Here is a 16,683-nt window from a genome sequence, read left to right on the forward strand (position 1 = left end):
GCTAGAAATCACGATATCGAATCGTAAAGCAGAAATTCCTCCGCACATTTGCGGCGCAGCCGGTCTTCGACCGATGTGGACAGATGTAACTGCATCGGAGGAGAGACATTGAGCTGCTGCAGATCAATACGCACCTCAAGCCGATCTTGCAGAAAGGCCTGCAACCGGTCTTGATCCTCATAGCGGAACAAATGGCTGATCCCGGTGCCATTCGGCTGTGATTTCAAAAAGTTAGCTTGACTTCCAACATCGGCAAACCCCGGCTTTTTGCCCTTGAGATAGCCCAGAACGAAGTCATCAAAACTGATTCCCGCCGTGCTGTTGGGCTTGCCCGCCATAAAGGGACGCTGGCGATAACGGTACCAACTGCCCAGCCACGACACCGGCTCCCGCATGACCGCCATCAATTCAAGCTCGACCCCGCACACCTTTTCAAACATCGGCCGAAAGAACCGGTTGTAGCGATAAACCGGCGCATGCTTCAGCATCGGCGGGTCCGAGACCACCATATCCGCCCGATCCGCCAAAGCCGCCTGATAGGCCGTTGTCCCGGTTTTGGGAACAGACAAAAACGCCAGACGTTCTTTAACAAAAACAAGCACTTTCGGCTCTCCACTTCGCAAATCAGATCATTCAATCAGATGTAAACTACTCCTTAACCAAAGTCGGAAAAGATAGCAAAGCAAAGAAATTGATTGAAATGTTCTCTTTTTGGTCCCATATGGAACATTAGCAGAACAAAACAGGATGGCCGGTCAGCGATTGCGGCAGGCAGACCACTATGACACTAAGGGGCTAGGCAAATGGCAACGGCAGATCTTTTGACAATGGACAATAAGAAATCAGCGGAAAAGCAAAAGGCGCTGGACAGCGCCCTGGCACAGATTGAGCGGCAATTTGGCAAAGGCTCAATCATGAAATTGGGCGCTGAGGGCGCCGTTCAGGACATCACAGCCAGCTCCACCGGCTCGCTTGGTCTCGACATCGCGCTCGGCATTGGCGGTCTGCCGATGGGGCGGATCATTGAAATTTACGGGCCGGAAAGCTCCGGTAAAACGACATTGACCCTGCACTGCGTGGCAGAGCAGCAAAAGAACGGCGGCGTCTGTGCTTTTGTGGATGCGGAACACGCGCTGGATCCGCAATACGCCCGCAAGCTGGGCGTCGACATTGACGAGCTGTTGATTTCGCAGCCCGACACCGGTGAACAGGCGCTTGAGATCACTGATACGCTGGTGCGCTCCGGTGCGGTGAACATGGTTGTGGTGGATTCCGTCGCCGCCCTGACCCCAAAATCCGAACTTGAGGGTGACATGGGCGACAGCTCTGTTGGTGTGCAGGCTCGCTTGATGAGCCAGGCCATGCGTAAACTGACCGGTTCTATCTCGCGCTCCAACTGCATGGTGATCTTCATCAACCAGATCCGGATGAAGATCGGCGTGATGTTCGGCTCTCCCGAAACCACGACAGGTGGCAACGCGCTGAAGTTCTATTCCTCCGTCCGTCTGGACATCCGCCGCATTGGCGCATTGAAAGACCGCGACGAGGTTGTCGGCAACGCCACCCGCGTCAAGGTCGTGAAAAACAAGGTTGCACCGCCGTTCAAACAGGTCGAATTCGACATCATGTATGGCGAAGGCATCTCCAAGATGGGCGAACTGCTGGATCTGGGCGTTAAGGCAGGCGTGGTCGATAAATCCGGCTCGTGGTTCTCTTACGGGGATGAACGGATCGGGCAGGGCCGCGAAAACGCCAAGACCTTCCTCAAGGAAAATGAGGCAATGGCCCGCGAGATCGAGGATAAAATCCGCGCCGCCCATGGGCTGGATTTCGAGGGCTCCGAAAACGACGATATCCTCGAAGCTTGAGGCAAAGCGCGGGCCGGACCGTGCATCATAATTTGCAAGAAGGGCGCAGCATTGAGTTGCGCCCTTTTTTCATGGGCGGCCCTGTGGACAGCCCTCTCTTGCGCGGCTATTTGAAAAGGAAGATTTTTGCCCCGGAAGGCCTGACCTATGAAGACGTTGAACGAGATCCGCTCCACCTTTTTGTCCTATTTCGGCAAACAGGGCCACGCGATTGAGCCATCCGGCCCATTGGTGCCGCGCAACGACCCGACATTGATGTTTGCAAACTCCGGCATGGTGCAGTTCAAGAACCTCTTTACCGGGGTTGAAACGCGCGACTATGTCCGTGCCACCACCGCGCAAAAATGTGTGCGGGCAGGGGGCAAGCACAACGATCTGGACAATGTCGGCTACACCGCCCGCCACCACACCTTCTTTGAAATGCTCGGCAACTTCAGCTTTGGCGACTATTTCAAGGCCGAGGCCATCGCCTTTGCCTGGGAATTGTTGACCAAGGACTTTGGCATCGACGCCTCGCGCCTTTTGGTCACGGTGTACCACACCGACGATGAGGCCGCCGAGATCTGGAAGAAGGTCGCCGGCCTGCCCGATGACCGGATCATCCGCATCGCCACCGACGACAACTTCTGGCGTATGGGACCAACCGGCCCTTGCGGCCCCTGCACCGAGATTTTCTATGACCACGGCGATCACATCCCCGGCGGCCCTCCCGGCACACCAGAGGAAGACGGCGACCGGTTCATCGAGATCTGGAACATCGTTTTCATGCAGAACGAACAATTCGAAGACGGCTCCATGAAGCCGCTCGCGATGCAGTCGATCGACACCGGCATGGGGCTGGAACGGATTGGCGCATTGTTACAGGGCCAACACGACAATTACGAGACCGACACCATGCGCGCCCTCATTGAGGCCAGCGGCAATGCGCTGCACATGGATCCGTTCACCAGCGGCAACGTGCATCACCGTGTGATCGCTGATCACCTGCGATCCACCTCCTTCCTGATTGCCGATGGCGTGATGCCCTCCAACGACGGACGCGGCTATGTCCTCCGCCGGATCATGCGCCGCGCCATGCGTCATGCGCATCTGCTCGGCGCAAAAGACCCGCTGATGTATCAACTGGTCCCCGCATTGGTAAGCCAGATGGGCTCGGCCTATCCAGAGCTTGGACAGGCGCAGGCACTGATCACCGAGACCCTGATGCTCGAAGAAACCCGCTTCAAACAAACCCTTGAGCGCGGTTTGAAACTGCTCGAAGACGAGGTAAGCACCTTGGAAGAGGGCGCCGCCTTGCCGGGCGCGGCGGCGTTCAAACTGTATGACACCTACGGCTTCCCGCTGGATCTGACCCAAGATGCCCTGCGCGAACAGGGCCGCGCTGTGGACACAGACGGGTTTGACACCGCAATGGCCGAGCAGAAAGCCAAGGCGCGCGCAGCATGGTCTGGTTCGGGCGAAGCGGCAGATGCAACGGTTTGGTTCGATGTGGCAGACAAACACGGCACCACGGATTTCCTCGGCTATGACACCGAAACCGCCGAGGGCCAGATCGCTGCGATTGTGCAAGGCAGCGACCTGACCGAGAAGGCAGGCAAAGGCGACACCGTGCAAATCGCCCTGAACCAGACCCCGTTCTATGCAGAATCCGGTGGTCAGGTGGGTGACAGCGGCACAATCCGCACCGAAACGGGCAAGGTGCAAATCACCGATACCCGCAAAACCGCTGGCGTTTTCTCCCATATAGGCAAGGTGTTAGAAGGCGAAGTTGAAGTAGGTCAAGCCGCCGTTCTCGAGGTGGATCACAGCCGCCGGACCGCCATCCGCGCCAATCACTCCGCCACGCACCTGCTGCATGAAGCCCTGCGCGGCGCATTGGGCGATCACGTCTCGCAGCGCGGCTCGCTCAATGCTGCTGACCGGCTGCGCTTTGACTTCTCCCATGCCAAGGCGCTCAGCCCGGAAGAGCTGTCGGGCGTGGAAAGCGAAGTGAATGACTACATCCGCCAGAACACACCGGTGGAAACCCGCATCATGACACCGGACGATGCCCGCGCTCTCGGCGCGCAGGCGCTCTTTGGTGAGAAATACGGCGACGAGGTGCGCGTGGTCTCCATGGGGCGGCAAGACGGCTCTGGCAAAGGCACGGACAAATCCACCTATTCACTGGAGCTTTGCGGCGGCACCCATGTGCGCCAGACCGGCGATATCGGCGCCTTTGTCCTCTTGGGCGACAGCGCCAGCAGCGCCGGCGTGCGCCGCATCGAAGCCCTGACCGGGGCCGAGGCGCTGAACTGGCTGCGCGATCAACAGGCCGCGCTCTCCCGCGTCGCGGAAACCCTCAAAACAGCCACAACAGATGTGCCAGACCGCGTCCGCGCCCTGATGGATGAACGCAAGGCGCTGTCCAACGAGGTGGCGCAACTGCGCCGCGAATTGGCGATGTCCGGCGGCGGCAGCGCAGCACCAGACGTGCGCGAGGTCAATGGCGTCAAATTCATCGCCCAGGTGCTCAGCGGTGTTACCGGCAAGGATCTTCCTGCGCTGGTTGATGAACACAAGGCTCAGCTGGGCTCCGGCGCAGTGCTGCTGATTGCCGACGCGGGCGGCAAGGCGGCTGTGGCCGCAGGCGTTACCGATGATCTCAAGGGCGATCTGTCTGCCGTTGATCTGGTCAAGGCGGCAGTGGCCGAATTGGGCGGCAAGGGCGGCGGTGGCCGCCCCGATATGGCACAAGGCGGCGGCAAAAGCGCCGACAACGCGCAAGCGGCCATCGCCGCTGCCGAAAACACAATAAAAGGATAAGACCCATGGGCGCACTTTGGATTGCACATGTCACCGTCACCGACGAAGAGGCATACAAGAAATACGCCGCGGGCGCGACCGTCGCCATTGCCGAACACGGGGGCGAGTTTATCGCCCGTGGCGGCCGTTTCGTTCAGCTTGAAGGCAAGGAACGGCCACGCAATGTCGTGGCCCGGTTCCCCGACGTGGAAACCGCAGAAAAATGTTACCACTCAGAGGCTTATCAGGCGGCACTGAACCATGCCCGCGGCGCGTCCGAGCGCGAGCTGATGATCATCGAGACCAACGAATAACGCCTGTCTCCAACCTTTTTGGCCTTAAATACTCCGGGGGGTGCGGGGGGTTGGCCCCCCGCTGCGGTCCGGTCGCATCAAGCGACCGGAACCTGATTTAGCCCGCTTTTGCCATGCGCTTGCGCTCATGGGGATCCAGGTAACGCTTCCGCAGACGGATCGCATTTGGCGTCACTTCCACCAGCTCATCATCGTCGATATAGGCAATCGCCTCTTCCAGCGACAGGATCTTTGGCGTGGTCAGGCGCACCGCTTCATCGGTGCCAGAGGCCCGCACGTTGGTCAGCTTTTTACCCTTCAGTGGGTTCACTTCCAGATCGTTCTCGCGCGAATGCTCGCCAATGATCATGCCGGTGTACACATCGGCCTGTGCACCGATCATCATCTTGCCGCGCTCTTCGAGGTTCCAAAGGGCAAAGGCCACCGATGTGCCGTTTTCCATGGAGATCAGAACACCTGCACGGCGGCCCGGAATTGGCCCCTTGTGCGGTGCCCATTCGTGGAACACCCGGTTGATCACGCCCGTGCCGCGCGTGTCGGTCAGAAACTCACCGTGATAACCGATCAAGCCACGCGATGGCACATGGGCCACGATGCGGGTCTTGCCGGCGCCGGCTGGTTTCATCTCGACCAGCTCACCCTTGCGCACGCCGGTGATCTTTTCGATCACGGCGCCGGAATATTCGTCATCCACGTCGATGGTGGCCTCTTCAATCGGCTCATGGCGAACCCCATCAATTTCGCGGAACAGAACCTGCGGACGCGAGATCGACAGCTCAAAGCCTTCGCGGCGCATGTTTTCGATCAGAACGCCCATCTGCAATTCGCCGCGGCCCGCAACCTCAAAGGCATCGCCGCCCGGCGTGTCGCTGATCTTGATCGCGACGTTTGATTCCGCTTCCTTCAACAGACGTTCACGGATCACGCGGGACTGCACTTTCTTGCCGTCACGGCCCGCCAGCGGGCTGTCGTTGATGCCAAAGGTCACGGTGATGGTGGGCGGGTCAATCGGCTGTGCCGGGATGGCTTCGCTAACGGATTGATCGGCCAGCGTATCGGCCACGGTGGCCTTGGTCATGCCCGCAATAGAAACAATGTCGCCCGCTTCGGCCACGTCAATTGCCGTTTGATCCAAACCACGAAACGCGAGAATTTTAGTGCAACGGAAGTTTTCAATCAAAGAGCCATCACGCGACATCGCCTTGATCGTTTGGCCAGCTTTCAACGTGCCGGTTTCAACACGCCCCGTCAGCAACCGCCCCAGGAACGGATCACCGCCCAGAGTTGTTGCGAGCATGGTAAACGGCTTGTCGGTTTCGCTGATCTGCTTGGGGGCAGGGACGTGGTCAAGGATCAACTGGAACAGATCGTCCAGACCCTCGCGTTTGCCGTCAAGTTCGTGATCGGCCCAACCGGCGCGACCGGAGGCGTACATCGTCGGGAAATCCAGCTGTTCGTCTGTCGCATCAAGGCTGGCAAAAAGGTCAAAGCATTCGTCCAGCGCCCGGTCCGGTTCGCCATCCGGCTTGTCGACCTTGTTGATCACAACGATCGGCCGCAGACCCAGCTTAAGCGCCTTGGAGGTCACAAATTTGGTTTGGGGCATCGGGCCTTCAGCCGCATCCACCAGAAGGACAACACCGTCCACCATCGACAGGATCCGCTCAACCTCGCCGCCAAAGTCGGCGTGGCCGGGGGTGTCCACGATGTTGATACGTGTGCCTTTCCACTCGACCGAAGTCGGCTTGGCAAAGATCGTGATGCCGCGTTCGCGCTCCAGATCGTTGCTGTCCATGGCCCGTTCGGTGGTGGCCTGGTTTTCACGGTAGGTACCGGATTGTTTCAGAAGCTCGTCCACCAGCGTGGTTTTGCCGTGGTCAACGTGAGCGATGATTGCGATATTGCGCAGGTCCATGGGATCAGCCTTTGTGTCAAAGTTGCTGCCCCCTAACGTGCAGGCGGGACAAAGGCCAGCCCAAAAGCGGATCACTCGGCGGGCTGTTGCCCGCTGTCATCCACTTGCCGCAGCGTCATAGCGCAACGGGCCTTTCACAACGCGGCCCGGCGGCCCGACGGTCCTGCGCGGTTCAGTGGGTTTGACTGCCGGAAAACAGATGGATCACAACGATGCCAGAGATGATCAGGCCGAGCCCCAAAATCGCGGGCAGATCCAGCTTCTGACCAAACAGGACAAAGCCGATCCCCGCGATCAGGACAATCCCGAGGCCAGACCAGATCGCATAGACAATGCCCACTGGCATCACCTTGAGCGCCAGCGCCATGAAATAGAACGACAGCCCGTAAAACAGCACGACCGCCACCGATGGCCAGAACCGTGAAAACTGTTGAGAGGCTTGCAGTGCGGTGGTGCCAAGGGTTTCGGTAACGATGGCAACAATCAGCCATATATAGTGAACGGGCATGTCAAATCCTTCTGAGCACGGGCAGTTGCGTGGTTTCCTTGATCTCTTCCATCACAAAACTGGCCGAGACATCGGACAATGGCACCTTGCGGATCAACGCCTGATAAAGACGATCGTAATCCGCCATATCCGCCACACGGGCCCGTATCAGATAGTCCAGATCCCCGGTCATCCGGTACACACCCAGGATCTCCGGCATGCCAAGGGTGGCCTTGGAAAAGGTATCCAGCCAATCGGGCGCATGGGCGTTGGTGCGGATTTGCATGAATACCGTCAGACCGAGGTTGAGTTGCACCGGATCGAGCAGCGTCACCCGCGACCGGATCAGCCCGCTGTCTTCCATGGCCTTGATCCGGCGCCAGCAGGCATTGCGCGACAGGCCAACGACCTCACCCAGTGATTCCAGTGATTTGCCCGCATCGCGTTGCAATTCGGCAAGTATTCTCCGGTCTATGTCGTCAATTGATCCCATAAATCCGAGTATCACGGGAAAATTTCACGTGATCAAGAAAATTGGCGCAGACTTTGGGAAAAATGCACAGGCCACTGCGGTTACATTGGGCAAACGCAAATTCAACGTGGAGCCCCCTCATGATCGCACGTCTTTTCCTCGACCATCCGGCCAAAGTGGATGAAACTTTCCTTGAGCATATGCTCTTCGCACTGAAATTCTCTGGCCTGCTGTTCGCTGCGGCGGGTGCGGCGCTGATCCACGCCTTTGTGCCTGCCTTGTGTGAAAAGACCGCCAGCGGGATCATCAAGACGCTCTATGAGCGCACCTGCAACCGGGGCTGATCTCTATGTGCAGATGGGCGGCGTGGCAGGGCAAACCCCTGTTTCTAAGCGAAATTCTGACCGCCCCGGATCATTCCTTGATCCAGCAGTCCCGCGAGGCCAGCAAATGCAAAACCGCGATCAACGCGGATGGTTTCGGGCTGGCCTGGTATGACCAACATCCCAATCCCGGCCTTTACCGGGATGTCTATCCGGCCTGGTCGGATGCAAACCTGAAATCATTGGCCGAACAAGTGCGCGCGCGTCTGTTTCTGGCCCATGTTCGCGCCTCGACCGGAACCGCGACCAGCCGCAACAACTGCCATCCCTTTGTGCAGGGCAAGTGGTCTTTCATGCACAACGGGCAAGTGGGCGGCTTTGACAGCTTTCGCAAGGACGCCGACATGATGATCCCTGATGCGCTTTATGCCCATCGCAAGGGCGCCACCGACAGCGAAGCGTTGTTTCTGGTGGCCTGCGGCATGGGGTTGGACAACGACCCAAAAGCCGCCATGCAAGCCGCCGTTGGCGCGTTTGAGGCCCGTTCCCTGCGATCAGGGCAGGGGCCACATATGCGCATGGCGGCAGGGTTCTCGGACGGGGTAACGCTTTACGCACTGCGCTATGCCTCCGACGATCTTGCCCCGTCGATGTTTTATCAGTGGAATGATGACTGGCAGGGCTGGTCGGTGGTCTCAGAACCCTACGACACAGCCTTCGGCAATTGGATCGAAGTGCCCAAGGGCAGCTTTTGCCGGTTCACCGCCACAGAGGTCAAGATTGAGCCTTTTGCGCCCATCTACGCGCAGGCCCAAACGCCGGAACTGCGTGCCGTCTGAACGATAAGGGCCGCAACTCTGCGGCCCGTTGTTTCTTACCCTGCCAACGCCTTGCTCAGGTTTTCGTCGATTTTCTCTAGGAACCCCATGGTGGTCAGCCACCCCTGATCCGGACCAACGAGCAGGGCCAGATCCTTGGTCATCTGCCCGCTTTCCACGGTGTCCACGACCACCCGCTCGAGCGTTTCGGCAAAGTTGGTCAGAGCCGCGTTGTCGTCCAGCTTGCCACGGTGCTTGAGGCCGCCGGTCCAGGCGTAGATCGACGCGATGGAATTGGTGGAGGTTTCTTCGCCCTTTTGGTGCTGGCGATAATGGCGCGTCACTGTGCCATGCGCCGCCTCGGCTTCAACGATTTTTCCATCGGGTGTCATCAGCTGCGAAGCCATCAACCCAAGCGAGCCAAAGCCCTGGGCAACGGTGTCCGATTGCACATCGCCATCGTAGTTCTTGCAGGCCCAGACAAAGCCGCCGTTCCATTTCATCGCGCAGGCGACCATGTCGTCGATCAGGCGATGTTCATAGGTGATGCCCTTTTCCTTGAACTGGGCTTCGAACTCTTCTTCATAGACCTTCTGGAACAACTCAAGAAAGCGGCCATCGTATTGTTTCAAAATGGTATTTTTGGTGGACAGATAGACCGGCCACCCAATATTCAAACCGTAGTTCAATGAGGCACGCGCAAAATCAATGATCGAACTGTCGAGGTTGTACATCCCCATGTAAACACCGGAAGAAGGGGCGTCATAGACCTCCTGCTCCATCACCGTACCGTCCTCACCGACAAATTTCATGGTCAGCTTTCCGGGGCCGGGGAATTTCATGTCGGAGGCGCGGTATTGATCGCCAAAGGCATGGCGCCCGATGACAATCGGCTTGGTCCAACCGGGCACAAGGCGCGGCACGTTCTTGCAGATGATCGGCTGGCGGAACACCACACCGCCAAGAATGTTGCGAATTGTGCCATTGGGCGAACGCCACATCTTCTTGAGGCCAAATTCCTCTACCCGAGCCTCATCGGGTGTGATGGTCGCGCATTTGACACCGACACCATACTTCTTGATCGCCTCGGCGGCATCAATGGTGATCTGGTCTTCGGTCTCGTCACGGGCTTGGATGCCAAGGTCATAATACTTCAGATCCACATCCAGATAGGGCGTGATCAGCTTTTTCTTGATGAAATCCCAGATGATCCGGGTCATTTCGTCACCATCAAGCTCGACGATGGGGTTTTCTACCTTAATCTTCGTCATGGATCGGTTCCTTTGGTATTGGGTATCTTTGAGGCAGGCCATAGCCCAGAATGCCGTGCAGGGGAAGTCTGTATACCTTAGTATACCGCGCAATCCAACCGATCTTATTCATCATTCGGCAAAAGACCAGGGACAGATGTTATCTCTCCAACGCCGCAAAAAACACCGCGATGCGCTGCTTGGCATAGTCCCACAAGCGCGGGGCACCTATGGCAATCTTGCTGCCGACGCGCTCGGCGATTTGGTCTTGGGTGACGTTGAACTCGGTCCAGCTACCGCCACCCGATTGCAGGTTTTGCATAGGCGGCTGAAACCGGTCGAGAGATTTGGCAAATTGCGCAGATGGGCTTTGCGCCGCTTCGAACTCTTCCCAGATGGCGCGCAACTCATCGCGCAAATCGTCCGGCAACAGCCCAAAAATCCGGTCAGCCGCAGCCTGTTCCAAGGCTTCCATCTGTGCAATGTCGTGATCGCCAAAAATTGGATTGTCGCCTGCGTCAATCTCAACCAAATCATGCAAAATCAACATCTTGATGACCAAGTTTAAATCAACATCCGGGCCAGCCTGATCTGCCAGCACCAACGCGTAAAGGGTCAGATGCCACGAATGTTCCGCCGAATTTTCGTAGCGCGAGTTGTCACAAAGCTCGGTCGCGCGGATCGTGTTCTTGAGCTTATCCGCCTCGTTGAGGAAGGCAATCTGCCGGTCCAGCCGGGAAAGGCCACCGCCGTCTTTCACGAACCGCCCGCGGCGCGATGCGCCTTGAGTTTCTGCGCCAGAAACGACCGGCCTTTATCATTCGCCATCCGGGTTCGGATCGCGGTCAAAAATGCCTCTTCAAGGGTCTGGGAGGAGGCACCAAGCACGGTGCCCACCTCCATAAACAACCGGTCTTCACCGATCTCGTTTTGAACCGCGAGGCATTCTTCGGCCAGTTTGTTGGCCATTTCGATGACGACGGGATCTGCCATCAGCGTGTGGTCTCCGTCAGGCGGCGTTTGACGTAATCCGTGGTCGACGTGATCAACGTATCCATATGCGGCTCTTCAAAGAAGTGGCCCGCGCCCTCGACCTCCTGGTGGGTGATGGTGATGCCCTTCTGCTCATGCAGCTTGTTCACCAGATTGACCGTATCAGGTGGCGGCGCGACGCGGTCGGCGGTGCCGTTGATGATCAGACCCGAAGACGGGCAGGGCGCCAGAAAGCTGAAGTCATACATATTCGCAGGCGGCGCGACCGAGATAAACCCGGTGATTTCGGGCCGGCGCATCAAAAGCTGCATGCCGATCCAGGCCCCAAAGGAGAAACCGGCAACCCAGCAATGTTTGGAATTGTTGTTCATCGACTGAAGGTAATCCAACGCCGAGGCCGCATCCGACAGCTCGCCAATGCCCTGGTCATATTCACCCTGGCTGCGCCCGACACCGCGGAAGTTAAACCGCAACACGGTGAAACCCATGTTGTAGAAGGCATAATGCAGGTTGTAGACCACTTTGTGGTTCATGGTTCCGCCAAACTGCGGATGCGGATGCAGGACGATCGCAATGGGTGCGTCACGTTCTTTTTGGGGGTGGTAGCGGCCTTCGAGGCGGCCTTCTGGTCCGGGGAAAATGACCTCTGGCATGAGCGTCCCTGTCTGGATGGTTCAAAGCGGCCCGCGAATAGTTGACAAATTCGCTAAGGCTCCTTAGAACGGTTCTAATCTTGTGCCCGAGCGCTATTCACGCGGGCCAGTCTAAGCGTTTATGCATTTTCATGCGCCCGCGTCAATCAAAGCGGGTGCAAATTGGGGGGTCAGCGATGAAGCTGTCAACAAAAGGCCGCTATGCGATGGTCGCCCTTGCCGATATTGCCCTTCAGCCGGAGGGGGCTTTGGTGTCTCTGGGCGATATTTCCGAGCGCCAGTCGGTCTCGCTGCCCTACCTTGAGCAATTGTTTGTGAAGCTGCGCCGTGCCGAACTGGTCACGTCGGTGCGCGGACCGGGGGGGGGCTACCGGCTGGCGCGGCCCACATCGGAGATCCGGGTGGTGGATATTCTGGCCGCAGTGGATGAAACCGTTGACGCGATGCACAAAGGTGCAGGCGCATCGGGCGGGTCGTCAGGCAGCCGCGCACAATCCTTGACCAACCGTCTTTGGGAAGGTTTGAGCGCCCATGTTTACGTCTTCTTGCATCAAACCCGCCTGTCGGATGTGATCTCCAACGAATTGGTCCCCTGTCCGGCTGTACCGAACCTGTTTGCCGTGGTGGACGAGCCATGAGCCGTTATCAAAAGGCCGCGCAAGCGCGACATGATTTTATAGGGAATGAGGGACGCTGTCCCTCAAACTCCCTGGAGATATTTGAGGCCAAAAAGAAAACATGAGGGTCTATCTGGATCATAATGCCACCACCCCCGTGCGGGCAGAGGCCCGTGCGGCTATGATTGCGGCAATGGATGTGGTGGGCAATCCATCATCGGTGCATGCCGAGGGCCGCGCGGCGAAGGCACTGGTGGAAAAGGCGCGGGCGCAGGTGTCTGCGGCGATGGGGGCGGAGGGTGCGGATATCGTCTTTACCTCCAGCGCAACCGAGGCGGCGGCATTGGCGATGAACGGGCGTGAATTGGCTGGCGCAGCGATTGAGCATGACGCGGTGCGGGCTTGGCTTGGCGGGGATCTGCAGGTGAACGGTGATGGGCATGTCCAGATCGCCGATCCCGCGCATTCGACCCTGCAATTGGCCAATTCCGAAACCGGTGTGCTACAGGATCTGCCTGCTGGGCTTGCTCTGAGCGACATGACACAGGCCTTTGGCAAGATACCGGTGGACTTTGTCGGCTCCGCTGTGCGCATGGCTTTGATTTCGGCGCATAAACTGGGCGGGCCAAAGGGCATCGGCGCATTGGTGTTGCGGCGCGGCCAAGAGGTGCCGGCACAGATCAAGGGCGGCGGGCAGGAAATGGGCCGGCGGTCGGGCACCGAGAACATCATCGGCATGGCCGGATTTGGCGCAGCAGCCGAGGCCGCAGCGCGGGATGTGGCCAATGGTCGCTGGGAAGAAATTGCCCAATTGCGCGATATTCTACAGCAGGCTCTTGAGGCTGGCGAAAACAAGACTATTTTTGTCGGGAAAGACACGGCGCGACTTCCCAATACGCTATGCATGCTAACCCCCGGCTGGAAAGGCGAAACACAGGTCATGCAGATGGATCTGTCAGGATTTGCGATCTCTGCCGGCTCGGCCTGTTCCAGCGGCAAGGTGCGTGCAAGTGCTGTCTTGCGGGCGATGGGCTTTGATGACACTCAGGCCGCGAGCGCGATCCGCGTTTCGCTGGGTCTGGAGACGACACAAGATGACGTGCTGCGGTTTGCGGACAGCTGGACGGCGAAACTGAAAAAACACGAGCAACGGGCCGCCTGAACGCGCCTTCGGAAAGGAACAAGACCTTGGATACTGTGACCCTGAACGAGAACGATGGCGTCAAAGAGGGCGTCGATCAGGAGACCGTGGATGCCGTGCGCGAAGTGGGCGGCAAGTATAAATACGGCTGGTCCACGGACATCGAGATGGAATATGCGCCCAAGGGTCTGACCCCCGACATCGTGCGCCTGATCTCCGAGAAAAACGAAGAGCCGGAGTGGATGACCAACTGGCGGTTAGAGGCCTATGAGCGCTGGTTGACCAAAACCGAGCCGGACTGGGCGATGGTGGATTATCCCGAGATCGATTTTCAGGATCAGTATTATTACGCCCGCCCCAAAAGCATGGCCGAAAAGCCGAAGTCTTTGGATGATGTGGATCCCAAGCTTTTGGAAACATACAAGAAACTTGGCATTCCGCTGAAGGAACAGATGATCCTTGCCGGTGTCGAAGGCGCCGAGGATGCGCCTGCGGAGGGCCGCAAGGTTGCTGTAGATGCGGTGTTTGATTCCGTATCCGTTGGCACCACCTTTCAGGAAGAACTGAAGAAAGCGGGGGTGATCTTCTGCTCTATCTCTGAGGCCATTCGCGAGCACCCCGAGCTGGTGAAAAAATACCTCGGCACAGTGGTTCCGGTTTCTGACAATTTTTATGCGACGCTGAACTCTGCAGTGTTCTCGGACGGATCTTTCGTCTATGTGCCGCCCGGTGTGCGCTGTCCCATGGAACTGTCGACATATTTTCGCATCAATGCCGAAAACACCGGCCAGTTCGAACGCACGCTGATCATCGCCGACAAGGGATCCTATGTGTCCTACCTTGAGGGCTGCACCGCGCCGCAGCGCGATGAAAGCCAGCTGCACGCTGCCGTGGTCGAGATCATCATCGAAGAAGACGCCGAGGTGAAATATTCCACCGTTCAGAACTGGTATCCCGGTGATGAAAACGGCAAGGGCGGCATCTATAACTTTGTCACCAAACGCGCCGATTGCCGGGGTGATCGGGCCAAGGTGATGTGGACGCAGGTTGAAACCGGCTCTGCGGTGACGTGGAAGTATCCAAGCTGCATTCTGCGCGGCGACGACAGCCAGGGTGAGTTTTATTCCATCGCCATCGCCAACAACATGCAGCAGGCCGACACCGGCACCAAGATGATCCATTTGGGCAAGCGCACCAAATCGCGGATCGTGTCCAAGGGCATTTCTGCTGGTAAGGCGCAGAACACCTATCGCGGGCTGGTGTCCATGCACCCCAAGGCCAAGGATTCGCGCAACTACACCCAGTGCGACAGCTTGCTGATTGGCGATCAATGCGGGGCGCATACGGTGCCCTATATCGAGGTCAAGAACAACAGCAGCCGGGTTGAGCATGAGGCGACGACCTCCAAGGTGGATGATGACCAGATGTTCTATTGCCGCTCGCGCGGGATGGACGAGGAAGAGGCGGTTGCACTGGTCGTGAACGGGTTCTGCAAGGACGTGTTGCAGGCCTTGCCGATGGAATTTGCAATGGAAGCGCAGGCCCTTGTGGCGATCTCTCTGGAAGGGTCTGTGGGGTGACCGACCAACCTTCCAACCACACCAGATTGCATGCCGATGCAGGTCCGGGGCTGGCTCAAACGCCGGTTCTGGGTGCGCTGAGCTTGTTTGTTCTGGTCGGTTTGGGGGGGATGTTCTGCGCCGCCTGGTTTGGCTTGCCGCAGCCCGGTTTCTGGGGCGCGGCGGGCGCTGTGGTGGTCGCGATTTTTTGGATCGCAATCAAAGGTTGGCGCAGGCGTCATTTGCAGGCGCGTGGCGAAGCGCTTCAATCGCAGCTGCACGAATTGAAACAAGAAGAATTTCGTCTGAAATACGCTCAGGCGCAGCAAGATGGAGAGATCCCTTTTGCCGCCAAGGGCAAGGAGAGTGATACGTGATCCTTACAACAACCAACTCGGTCGAGGGCCGCAGCATCGCCGCCTATCGCGGCATTGTCGTGGGCGAGGCGATTATGGGGGCCAATATCGTGCGCGATATGTTTGCCCGCGTCACGGACATCGTTGGTGGCCGCTCCGGCCAGTATGAAACCAAACTGCGCGATGCGCGCGAAACCGCGATGTCAGAGCTGGAAGACGAAGCCAGATCCAAAGGCGCAGATGCGGTTGTGGGCATTGACATTGATTATGAGATTATTTCGGACAGCATGATGATGGTGTCCGTCTCGGGAACAGCTGTCAGCCTAGGCTGATACATGAAGAATTGGCCGTAAGGCACGGAATAGGAAGAATAACATGCTGAGCATCAAGAACCTGAACGTAAAGCTCGAAGAAGAAGACAAGCAGATCCTCAAAGGTGTGAATCTTGAAGTTGAGGCGGGCAAGGTCCATGCGATCATGGGGCCCAACGGCTCTGGCAAATCGACGCTGTCCTATGTCCTGTCCGGCAAGGACGGCTATGAAGTGACCGAAGGCTCCGCCACGCTGGAAGGCGAAGATCTGCTGGATCTGGAGCCGGAAGAACGCGCCGCGGCTGGCTTGTTCCTGGCGTTCCAATATCCGGTTGAGATTCCCGGTGTGGGCAACATGACCTTTCTGCGCACCGCGGTGAATGCACAGCGCAAGGCGCGGGGCGAAGAGGAAATGTCGGCGGCCGAATTCCTCAAGGTGGTGCGTGCCAAGGCCAAAGACCTGAAGATCGACGCGGATATGCTCAAACGGCCCGTCAACATGGGCTTTTCCGGCGGTGAGAAAAAGCGCAACGAAATACTGCAGATGGCCATGCTTGAGCCAAAGATGTGCATTCTGGATGAAACCGATTCCGGGCTTGATGTAGACGCGATGAAACTGGTTGCCGAAGGGGTGAATGCCCTGCGCAGCGAAGGACGCGGATTTCTGGTGATCACCCATTATCAGCGTCTGCTGGATCACATCAAACCGGACGTTGTGCATATCATGGCAGATGGCCGGATCGTGAAAACCGGTGGTCCTGAACTGGCCCTGGAAGTCGAGAACAACGGCTATGCTGACATTCTCGCCGAGGTGGCCTGAAC

General features: G+C 57.9%; 19 protein-coding genes. 11 read left to right on the forward strand and 8 right to left on the reverse strand.

Going from position 1 to position 16,683, the window contains the following annotated elements; genetic code table 11:
- Window positions 1-8 precede the first annotated feature (8 nt).
- Window positions 9-602 carry a gamma-glutamyl kinase gene (locus JNX03_RS04370; protein WP_203211214.1) on the reverse strand — a complete coding sequence of 198 codons (594 nt, stop codon included), beginning with the start codon at window positions 600-602 and terminating at the stop codon, window positions 9-11.
- A 201-nt stretch (window positions 603-803) separates the two neighbouring features.
- Between JNX03_RS04370 and recA the strand changes: the two genes are divergently transcribed.
- From recA to JNX03_RS04385, 3 genes are all read left to right on the forward strand, one after another.
- Window positions 804-1,868, forward strand: a complete 1,065-nt coding sequence (recA, locus tag JNX03_RS04375) for a recombinase RecA (protein ID WP_203211215.1) — start codon at window positions 804-806, stop codon at window positions 1,866-1,868.
- 147 nt (window positions 1,869-2,015) lie between these two features.
- Window positions 2,016-4,673 carry an alanine--tRNA ligase gene (alaS, locus tag JNX03_RS04380; protein ID WP_203211216.1) on the forward strand — a complete coding sequence of 886 codons (2,658 nt, stop codon included), beginning with the start codon at window positions 2,016-2,018 and terminating at the stop codon, window positions 4,671-4,673.
- 5 nt (window positions 4,674-4,678) lie between these two features.
- On the forward strand, window positions 4,679-4,966 hold the full coding sequence (locus JNX03_RS04385) for a DUF1330 domain-containing protein (RefSeq protein WP_203211217.1): 288 nt from the start codon (window positions 4,679-4,681) through the stop codon (window positions 4,964-4,966).
- A 97-nt stretch (window positions 4,967-5,063) separates the two neighbouring features.
- On the opposite strand, the gene typA is transcribed toward JNX03_RS04385, so the two are convergent.
- The 3 genes from typA to JNX03_RS04400 form a co-directional block, all read right to left on the reverse strand.
- Window positions 5,064-6,881: a translational GTPase TypA gene (typA, locus tag JNX03_RS04390; protein WP_203211218.1), complete on the reverse strand. Its 1,818-nt coding sequence runs from the start codon at window positions 6,879-6,881 to the stop codon at window positions 5,064-5,066.
- 172 nt (window positions 6,882-7,053) lie between these two features.
- The gene (locus JNX03_RS04395) at window positions 7,054-7,389 is read right to left on the reverse strand and encodes a DMT family transporter (RefSeq protein WP_203211219.1); all 336 of its coding nucleotides are present in this window, start codon (window positions 7,387-7,389) and stop codon (window positions 7,054-7,056) included.
- A gap of 1 nt (window position 7,390) precedes the next feature.
- Window positions 7,391-7,861, reverse strand: a complete 471-nt coding sequence (locus tag JNX03_RS04400; RefSeq protein WP_203211220.1) for an Lrp/AsnC family transcriptional regulator — start codon at window positions 7,859-7,861, stop codon at window positions 7,391-7,393.
- A 119-nt stretch (window positions 7,862-7,980) separates the two neighbouring features.
- Between JNX03_RS04400 and JNX03_RS04405 the strand changes: the two genes are divergently transcribed.
- Together JNX03_RS04405 and JNX03_RS04410 are read left to right on the forward strand one after the other, a co-directional pair.
- Window positions 7,981-8,184, forward strand: coding sequence for a DUF6356 family protein (locus tag JNX03_RS04405; protein WP_203211221.1), 204 nt, complete (start codon window positions 7,981-7,983; stop codon window positions 8,182-8,184).
- A 5-nt stretch (window positions 8,185-8,189) separates the two neighbouring features.
- Window positions 8,190-9,002 carry a class II glutamine amidotransferase gene (locus tag JNX03_RS04410; protein WP_203211222.1) on the forward strand — a complete coding sequence of 271 codons (813 nt, stop codon included), beginning with the start codon at window positions 8,190-8,192 and terminating at the stop codon, window positions 9,000-9,002.
- 35 nt (window positions 9,003-9,037) lie between these two features.
- Here JNX03_RS04410 and JNX03_RS04415 read toward each other — a convergent pair whose 3' ends face one another.
- The 4 genes from JNX03_RS04415 to JNX03_RS04430 form a co-directional block, all read right to left on the reverse strand.
- Window positions 9,038-10,252, reverse strand: coding sequence for an NADP-dependent isocitrate dehydrogenase (locus tag JNX03_RS04415; RefSeq protein WP_203211223.1), 1,215 nt, complete (start codon window positions 10,250-10,252; stop codon window positions 9,038-9,040).
- A gap of 139 nt (window positions 10,253-10,391) precedes the next feature.
- A complete protein-coding gene (locus tag JNX03_RS04420; protein ID WP_203211224.1) occupies window positions 10,392-10,991 on the reverse strand; it encodes an HD domain-containing protein in 600 nt (199 codons plus the stop codon).
- The gene (locus JNX03_RS04425; protein WP_203211225.1) at window positions 10,988-11,224 is read right to left on the reverse strand and encodes a hypothetical protein; all 237 of its coding nucleotides are present in this window, start codon (window positions 11,222-11,224) and stop codon (window positions 10,988-10,990) included. Before JNX03_RS04425 ends, JNX03_RS04420 begins: the two co-directional genes overlap by 4 nt.
- Entirely contained in the window at window positions 11,224-11,877 is a 654-nt protein-coding gene (locus JNX03_RS04430; RefSeq protein WP_025046267.1) for an alpha/beta hydrolase, read from the reverse strand. Before JNX03_RS04430 ends, JNX03_RS04425 begins: the two co-directional genes overlap by 1 nt.
- A gap of 176 nt (window positions 11,878-12,053) precedes the next feature.
- Here JNX03_RS04430 and JNX03_RS04435 point away from each other — a divergent pair, with 176 nt between their 5' ends.
- The 6 genes from JNX03_RS04435 to sufC all read left to right on the forward strand — a co-directional run bounded on the left by JNX03_RS04435 (window position 12,054) and on the right by sufC (window position 16,681).
- Window positions 12,054-12,515 carry an Rrf2 family transcriptional regulator gene (locus JNX03_RS04435; RefSeq protein ID WP_025046268.1) on the forward strand — a complete coding sequence of 154 codons (462 nt, stop codon included), beginning with the start codon at window positions 12,054-12,056 and terminating at the stop codon, window positions 12,513-12,515.
- A gap of 100 nt (window positions 12,516-12,615) precedes the next feature.
- Window positions 12,616-13,656 carry a cysteine desulfurase family protein gene (locus JNX03_RS04440; RefSeq protein WP_203211226.1) on the forward strand — a complete coding sequence of 347 codons (1,041 nt, stop codon included), beginning with the start codon at window positions 12,616-12,618 and terminating at the stop codon, window positions 13,654-13,656.
- Between the two features lie 35 nt (window positions 13,657-13,691).
- Window positions 13,692-15,215 carry a Fe-S cluster assembly protein SufB gene (gene sufB, locus JNX03_RS04445; protein ID WP_203212133.1) on the forward strand — a complete coding sequence of 508 codons (1,524 nt, stop codon included), beginning with the start codon at window positions 13,692-13,694 and terminating at the stop codon, window positions 15,213-15,215.
- Entirely contained in the window at window positions 15,212-15,571 is a 360-nt protein-coding gene (locus JNX03_RS04450; protein ID WP_203211227.1) for a hypothetical protein, read from the forward strand. Before sufB ends, JNX03_RS04450 begins: the two co-directional genes overlap by 4 nt.
- Complete coding sequence (locus JNX03_RS04455; RefSeq protein ID WP_203211228.1) at window positions 15,568-15,882, forward strand: YbjQ family protein; 315 nt, start codon at window positions 15,568-15,570, stop codon at window positions 15,880-15,882. Before JNX03_RS04450 ends, JNX03_RS04455 begins: the two co-directional genes overlap by 4 nt.
- Window positions 15,883-15,925: 43 nt before the next feature.
- Complete coding sequence (sufC, locus tag JNX03_RS04460; protein WP_203211229.1) at window positions 15,926-16,681, forward strand: Fe-S cluster assembly ATPase SufC; 756 nt, start codon at window positions 15,926-15,928, stop codon at window positions 16,679-16,681.
- Window positions 16,682-16,683 lie beyond the last annotated feature (2 nt).

Origin of the sequence: Sulfitobacter mediterraneus (assembly GCF_016801775.1) — a bacterium.
Classification (GTDB): Bacteria; Pseudomonadota; Alphaproteobacteria; order Rhodobacterales; family Rhodobacteraceae; genus Sulfitobacter; species Sulfitobacter mediterraneus_A.

Coding starts and splice junctions, on each gene's coding strand:
- JNX03_RS04385 (WP_203211217.1), top strand. CDS start 4,679: ATGGGCGCACTTTGGATTGCACATGTCACCGTCACCGACGAAGAGGCA.
- typA (WP_203211218.1), bottom strand. CDS start 6,881: ATGGACCTGCGCAATATCGCAATCATCGCTCACGTTGACCACGGCAAA.
- JNX03_RS04425 (WP_203211225.1), bottom strand. CDS start 11,224: ATGGCAGATCCCGTCGTCATCGAAATGGCCAACAAACTGGCCGAAGAA.
- JNX03_RS04405 (WP_203211221.1), top strand. CDS start 7,981: ATGATCGCACGTCTTTTCCTCGACCATCCGGCCAAAGTGGATGAAACT.
- sufC (WP_203211229.1), top strand. CDS start 15,926: ATGCTGAGCATCAAGAACCTGAACGTAAAGCTCGAAGAAGAAGACAAG.
- JNX03_RS04435 (WP_025046268.1), top strand. CDS start 12,054: ATGAAGCTGTCAACAAAAGGCCGCTATGCGATGGTCGCCCTTGCCGAT.
- JNX03_RS04415 (WP_203211223.1), bottom strand. CDS start 10,252: ATGACGAAGATTAAGGTAGAAAACCCCATCGTCGAGCTTGATGGTGAC.
- JNX03_RS04430 (WP_025046267.1), bottom strand. CDS start 11,877: ATGCCAGAGGTCATTTTCCCCGGACCAGAAGGCCGCCTCGAAGGCCGC.
- JNX03_RS04410 (WP_203211222.1), top strand. CDS start 8,190: ATGTGCAGATGGGCGGCGTGGCAGGGCAAACCCCTGTTTCTAAGCGAA.
- JNX03_RS04395 (WP_203211219.1), bottom strand. CDS start 7,389: ATGCCCGTTCACTATATATGGCTGATTGTTGCCATCGTTACCGAAACC.
- alaS (WP_203211216.1), top strand. CDS start 2,016: ATGAAGACGTTGAACGAGATCCGCTCCACCTTTTTGTCCTATTTCGGC.
- JNX03_RS04400 (WP_203211220.1), bottom strand. CDS start 7,861: ATGGGATCAATTGACGACATAGACCGGAGAATACTTGCCGAATTGCAA.
- recA (WP_203211215.1), top strand. CDS start 804: ATGGCAACGGCAGATCTTTTGACAATGGACAATAAGAAATCAGCGGAA.
- JNX03_RS04440 (WP_203211226.1), top strand. CDS start 12,616: ATGAGGGTCTATCTGGATCATAATGCCACCACCCCCGTGCGGGCAGAG.